The 6337-nt window shown below is 60.8% G+C and carries 6 protein-coding genes; 3 read left to right on the plus strand and 3 right to left on the minus strand.

Annotated elements, in window-relative coordinates; translation table 11 throughout:
* A partial coding sequence (locus tag RCH09_RS19250; RefSeq protein ID WP_326942765.1) for a zinc ribbon domain-containing protein occupies nt 1-270 on the plus strand: 270 nt, incomplete at its 5' end.
* A gap of 189 nt (nt 271-459) precedes the next feature.
* Complete coding sequence (locus RCH09_RS19255) at nt 460-918, plus strand: cache domain-containing protein (protein ID WP_326942766.1); 459 nt, start codon at nt 460-462, stop codon at nt 916-918.
* Nucleotides 919-921: 3 nt separating this feature from the next.
* Here RCH09_RS19255 and RCH09_RS19260 read toward each other — a convergent pair whose 3' ends face one another.
* The 3 genes from RCH09_RS19260 to RCH09_RS19270 all read right to left on the minus strand — a co-directional run bounded on the left by RCH09_RS19260 (nt 922) and on the right by RCH09_RS19270 (nt 2827).
* Nucleotides 922-1581, minus strand: coding sequence for a hypothetical protein (locus tag RCH09_RS19260; RefSeq protein WP_326942767.1), 660 nt, complete (start codon nt 1579-1581; stop codon nt 922-924).
* Nucleotides 1578-2234 carry a DUF1906 domain-containing protein gene (locus RCH09_RS19265; RefSeq protein WP_326942768.1) on the minus strand — a complete coding sequence of 219 codons (657 nt, stop codon included), beginning with the start codon at nt 2232-2234 and terminating at the stop codon, nt 1578-1580. Before RCH09_RS19265 ends, RCH09_RS19260 begins: the two co-directional genes overlap by 4 nt.
* Before the next feature lie 149 nt (nt 2235-2383).
* Nucleotides 2384-2827: a hypothetical protein gene (locus RCH09_RS19270; protein WP_326942769.1), complete on the minus strand. Its 444-nt coding sequence runs from the start codon at nt 2825-2827 to the stop codon at nt 2384-2386.
* A 195-nt stretch (nt 2828-3022) separates the two neighbouring features.
* Here RCH09_RS19270 and RCH09_RS19275 point away from each other — a divergent pair, with 195 nt between their 5' ends.
* Nucleotides 3023-6253 carry an nSTAND1 domain-containing NTPase gene (locus RCH09_RS19275; RefSeq protein WP_326942770.1) on the plus strand — a complete coding sequence of 1077 codons (3231 nt, stop codon included), beginning with the start codon at nt 3023-3025 and terminating at the stop codon, nt 6251-6253.
* The last annotated feature ends 84 nt before the right edge of the window (nt 6254-6337 follow it).

Below are 6337 nucleotides of genomic sequence, written 5' to 3' on the forward strand. Positions count from 1 at the left end.
AGCCAGACATGCCCGTGCTGCGGGCACGTCGACAAGGCTAATCGCAAAAGCCAGTCGGCGTTTCTGTGTACCGTGTGCTGGTACGAGAACAATGCCGATGTCGTAGGCGCGATCAATATCCTCGATCGCGCCCTGGCGCAATTGTCTCAACCGAGCAATGAAGAAGGGCCGAACACGGCCCGGATCGCCTGTGAAGTGAACGGGGCCGTCAGTCCGTCAGCAGCAGGAACCCACCGAAGCGACGTGCAAGAGGTTTTGCATGCGCAGTAGGAATCTCCGTACTTTGCGCGCAAGCGCCAGCCGTCAGGCTGAGGGTGGGGAGGATGTCAATAATATTTCTTTTCGTTATCAAAATGAGATTGATCCCGCGCCATCGCGCGTTATACGCTGGGGCGACAACAAATGGGCTGGCGCACATGGTGTGCCGTCGGCCGGATTCACCACCTTCGAGAGGCTGAAATGAAATCAATGCTGGGTACAGTAACGCTGGCGCTAAGTTTGCTCGTTGCGCAGGTCGCAGTTGCCGCCGACAAGGGCAGTTCCGATGATGCGGTCGCCATGGTCAAGAAGGGCGGCGCGCTGATTAAGTCTGTCGGCAAGGAAAAAGCCTTTGCCGCTTTCGCCGACCCGGCCAACAAGGATTTTCATGACCGCGATCTGTACTTGTATGTATATGACTTGAAGGGGGTCGCACTGGCGCATGGCAACAACCCCAAGATGGTCGGCAAGAACCTGATCGACATCAAGGATACCGATGGCAAACTGATGATTCGCGAGATGATCGAAGTCGCCAACACCAAGGGCAAAGGCTGGGTCGACTTCAAATGGCCGAATCCGACCACCAAGGCGATGGAACAGAAGTCCGGCTATCTGGAAAAGGTGGACGACATGCTGGTTGGCTCCGGCATCTACAAGTAAGCCTCATTCGATGAAGCCGGCCACCAGTCCTTTTGGCAGTTGAAGGAATGTGGCCATCGCATTGAGGTGCGGCAGCGACCGGGTCAGCAAGGATTCGGTGGGCTGCTGCACCACCACATCAAACAGCTCGCCCTGCTGCACCACGGCGTAGCCCCAGCGGATGCCGCGATTGAAGATGATGCCATCCCTGCTGCTGAGCTCCACCACATAATTGGCAAATTCCGTCCAGGTCGCCCCCTGCAAGACGCCGTTGCTGAATGCCTGATTACGTTCGCGCGGGGTATCGATCAGCGCGCACGCGGTGGTCGACAGTACACGCGTACGTTGGCCGGCGTAGTGCAAGGACAGATCGCCGACGACCGAGTTGTCATCGCCGAACGCGCATTGCGCGACCGTGACCGGATTGGGCCGGGCTGCGCCCCGGTCGACCTGCCATGCGCCGGCAATCATGGCTGGCAAGCGTCTGGTTTGCGAACGCACCAGCTGGATCAGTGCCACCGAACTTTTTCGCTGCGGTGGTCGGCAAAACTGCACCCTGAAGTCGGCGCCGTATTGCAACGCGGCGTCGCTGGCGTGCCGATCCGCCGGCGCTTCGACGAATGGGTACAGCTCCAGTTCGAACTGGCCTGCGCGGTGCGACTGTGGTGCCTTGTAGCTGTTCATCGTGGCGCACTCTGGCGTGGCTGGTGTTCGATGCGACCAAATAATCCGGTCGGCACGTCGGCGTTGGAGGCGTTCAGGTCGATGCGGAATTTGAGGTTGCCCGATACGGTGATGTCCTGCCTGCCGGATTGAATCAGGTTGTAGTCGAGCGTGTGCATGGCATCGCGCGCAACGGCGTCGCAGTCCGCCTGTGCCAGCCAGGTCAGGTCAACCAGTCGGGCCGCGCGCAGCGTCTCGCAGCAGCGCGCGGAAGCATGCACGCCAGTCTGATACTTGCCGTGCAAGGTGCCGCGCACGGCGGCGAAGTAATCGCTGATCGGCCCGCCGATGTCATCCAGGGTGGCGTCGAAATCGACCGCAAAATAAATCGCCGAACCGATCGGTTGACCCAGCGCGATGGCGAGCTCGCGTGCTGCGCGGCCATCGCGCGCGCCGTGCCGACCGCTGAAGCAGGCCGCATCCGTACCGCACGGCTCCCACACCACGCCAATTTGCAGGCCGGCGAGGAACAATTCCAGCGTCTCGGACTGCGTCAGGTTTTTCAGCGGATCGTTACTGTACTGGCGACGCACGAAATCGAAACCGAGCCAGCTCAGCTCGGTGGCGTGCTCAGTCAGACTGATCGGACAGTTCAATCCCTTCAGACTTGGCATGACAATCTCCTTTTTTTAGTGGAACAGCGGCGTCACTGCGCCAGCCGATCGTGAATGGAACAACCGCCAACTAGCGGGTTTTGCGGTTTCTGCAGACGGGCTGGCGCATGGGTTCTTTCGGTTGGTTGAGGGATGACGACCGTTTCGGCTCATGCGCCGCACAGTGCGCCTGCCGGTTCCTGCCGCCCGCCGAGATCGGCGCTGCCAGCGCGGTACGCCTCCACCGTGCTGATGGTCGGCATGTAGCTGCCGACCGGAATGGCAAAACGCAGCGTCGTCTGGGCGCCGGCGGTAGCGTAGTAGTGCCGCAGCTTTTCGCGCAGCCGCCCGATCTGTACCCGCACGATCGGATCCTCGCAGGTGCTGTAGGTGGCGGCGTCGCGTTCAAACACTTCGATGCCAATGGCGTACTCGCTGGTTTCGCGCACCGCGCCGGTCATTTGCTTTTCAACCAGAAAGCGCAACAGTTCCTGCATGCGCTGGGCCCGGGCAAAGCCGGCGCTGGCCAGAATCTCGGCGAGGGCGGCGCGCACCGGAGCGTCGGAATCGTCGCCGTCAGTGGCTTGGCGCAAAATATTGTTAATGATGTACATCGCAGGTGTCCCGATCCGAAGTCTGGAAATTGCAAAAAGAACCAGTAATGGGTGGCAAGTTGTTGATGCCACGGATAGACTCTAGGCGGCTTGCTGAGAAACAACCTTCCGCTAACCTTCCGGTTTGCAAGTGCTTGATTCGCATCATCTTTTTTTGGCAATTTGCAGCGCGCGATGACTTGACAGGGGCAGTTGATGGACGAAGCGCTCTTCCGTTTTGGCGATTGGCAGGTCAGCCCGTCGACCAATTCGCTGCGCCGCGGCGCCGAGCGGCTGCAGATGGAGCCGCGCGCGATGGACGTGCTGGTGGCCTTGTGCGAGCGCGCCGGGGTGGTGGTCAGCGTCGACGAGCTGCTGCAACTGTGCTGGGGCAGCACGCTGTACGGCGACAACCCGGTGCACAAGACCGTGGCCCAATTGCGCCGGTTGCTGGTCGACAGCGCCACCGCGCCCGTTTATATCGAGACCATTCGCAAGCGCGGTTACCGTGCAATCGCCGCCGTGGAGTTCGGCAGCGCCGTGGCGAGCTGGCCCGCAGAGTCGCCGTTTCGCGGCCTGGAGGCGTTCGATGCGCGCCATGCACCGGTGTTCTTTGGCCGCGGCGAGGCCACCGCGCAACTGGCGCAGGCGGTCGTCGCGCAACTGCTGACGGCGCGCGCGCTGGTGCTGGTGCTGGGTCCGAGCGGCTCGGGCAAGACCTCGCTGATCCGCGCCGGTCTGTTGCCAATGCTCGAAACCGGCGGCGTAGCTGGTCTGGTGGTGCGCTCGGAAACCACGCTCGATCTCGGCGAACCCGGCCCCGGACAACTGTTTACCGAACTCGGCGGCGCCTTGCTGGACTGGCAGATCGACGGCGCGGGCCTGTTCGACGGGCACAGCGCCGCGTCACTTGGGCAGGCGCTGGCCACGGATCCGACCGCGCTGCTCGCGCAGATGGCGTCGATCGCGCCCGGAGCGCGAGTGGCATTGTTTCTGGATCGCTTCGAAGCCGTGTTTGCATTACCGCATGTGAGCGAGGTCGAGCGCGGTGCACTGGTGACGGCGCTGGACGTGTTGGCCGCATCGCCGGTGATTCTGGTGCTGCTGGCCTGCCGCAACGACTTTTATCCACGTATCGCCGAGTATCCGACCCTGATGCAGGGCAAGCGTTACGGCGCGCACGTCGATCTGGCGCCGCCGACCCATGCCGAAATCGCCCAGATGATCCGCCTGCCGGCGCTGGCTGCCAAACTCACCTTTGGCGTCGATCCGCAATCACAGGCACGTCTCGATGACGTGTTGTGCCAGAGCGTGACCGCCAGCCCGGACGCCTTGCCGCTGTTGCAGTACACCTTGCAGGAGCTGTACCGGCAGCGCAGCGCCGAGGGTGAACTGACGGTGGCCGCGTTCGAGCGGCTGGGCGGTGTCGATGGCGCGATCGGCCAGCGCGCCGAAGAAGTCATTGCGGCGATGAGCGAATTGCAGCGCGCCGCCTTGCCGCGCGTACTGTCGCTGGTGGTGACGGTGTCGCCGACCAGCGATCTGGTGACCAGTCGACGCGCGCCGTGGTCGGCGCTGCACGATGCGCCTGAACGCGAAGTGGTGGCGGCGCTGGTCGAGGCGCGCCTGCTGGTCAGCGAATTGGTCGGGACGGAAGCCGGATTCGGCGTGGCACATGAAGCGCTGCTGCGCCGATGGGAGCGTGCCACCGAATGGATCGCCGCGCATCAAAACAGCCTGCGCGTGCGCAGCCGCATCGGCGTGCTGGCAGCGCGCTGGCAAGCCGAAGGGCAACCGCCGGATCTGCTGCTACCGCACGGAAAACAACTGGAGGAGGCGCTGGAGTTGCGCGACGTCGCCACGCTGTCGCTGGCGTCCGATGAACTCGCCCTGATCGGCGCCTCGCATCGCAAGGCGCGTTTGCGTGAGCGCGTGCGTCTCGGTGTCGGCGCGCTGCTGCTGGTGCTGACGGTGCTGGCGATCGGATTGGGCGTCACAGCCATGGGGGCGCGGCGGGTGGCCGAGCAGCGCCGGGCGGATGCGGAAGGGTTGATTGAATTCATGCTGGGGGATTTTGCCGACAAGCTTCGTCCTTTGGGCCGCCTTGACCTCCTTGCCGGTGTGAGTACCAAGGCGCTGGAATACCTGGGTGGACAGCACGACAGCCAGGCGCGCGCCGCCGACCTGACCGGACGCGCCAAGGCACTGCAGGTCATTGGTGAGGTACATCGGGCGCGCGGCGATTCGAAGGCAGCGATCGAGGCATTGCAAAGTGCCAATGTGATCTTTCAACAGCAGCACACGCGCTCGCCGACGGATACCAATGCCCTCAAGAATCTGGGCGTCAATGCTTACTGGCTTGGGCAGATAAACCGCGACCGTAACGAATGGGATCAGGCCGCGATTTATTGGCGGCAGTATCAGGAATTCAGCGACCGACTCAATCAGCTAGAACCGGACAAGGTCGAGTGGTGGATCGAACAATCGTATGGGCACAACAATCTCGGCGCCCTGGCGATAACCCGCGGCGATGCCACTACCGCTGCGCGCGAATTTCTCATGTCGATCGCGCTGAAAAAACGTGCCCTCGAAAAAACCCCGGACTCAGTCACGGTGGCCGGTGAACTTGCCGACAGCTATTCCTGGTTGGCTTCCGCCACTGAGGCGCTTGGCGACATTCGCGGCGCAGCGAATTTATATGCGCAGGAAATGGCGATCATCCTGCAACTTCGTCAATCCGCGCGAGGCGATGCGCTGTGGATCAAGCGCGAGACACGGGCATTGCATCACCGGGCGATCAATCTTGCGGCACAGGGACTGGACGTGCAGGCATTGGCCGACTATCGGGCGGCGCGACTCCTGTTCAGCGACATTGTCGGGAAGGATCGCCAAAATCGCTCATGGCAGAATGAAATCGCCAACATGGAGCAGGAGGAACGATATCTCATTGGGCATGGGAAAAGCGATGCTTCGTACATCATCGATATGAAGGGAATCCATGCACGACTAATGACCATGCGTGAAATCGACCCGGCGAACACCACTTGGGCACTCAGAGAAGTGATTGCCCGAATGCGCGTCGCGGAAGGACTATTGGATAACGATGAATTGATTGAGGCGCGCGAACAGAGCCAACTTGCGTTGCAAAATCTTAATGCCATGTATGCAGAAAACACGTCAAACCAATACACGCGTTTAACTACCGTTGATGGACTGTTACTATCAGCAAAAATTGCGAATAAAATGGGTGCGCGCAGCGAGGCGAGAATATCTTGCGAAAAGGCGTACGCAATGTTAAAGGTCGGAATGGTCGCTCAGGATTATCATTTTCTCGATCCTTGGGTGCGCGTAAATAATTGTTTAGAACATTTTGATGTCGCGATAATCGCGGCAGAACAACTGCGCAACATTGGTTATCGCAATACAGATTACTTAAGGAACCGCTGATTAATGCGAAATCTGCGAAATAGCTTCGGTGATTTCCTGGCGACGGTTCGGTTTTAAGAAATCAGTCCAGAATCGATGGGGCCG

Origin of the sequence: Actimicrobium sp. GrIS 1.19 (assembly GCF_035984655.1) — a bacterium.
Taxonomy (GTDB): domain Bacteria; phylum Pseudomonadota; class Gammaproteobacteria; order Burkholderiales; family Burkholderiaceae_D; genus Actimicrobium.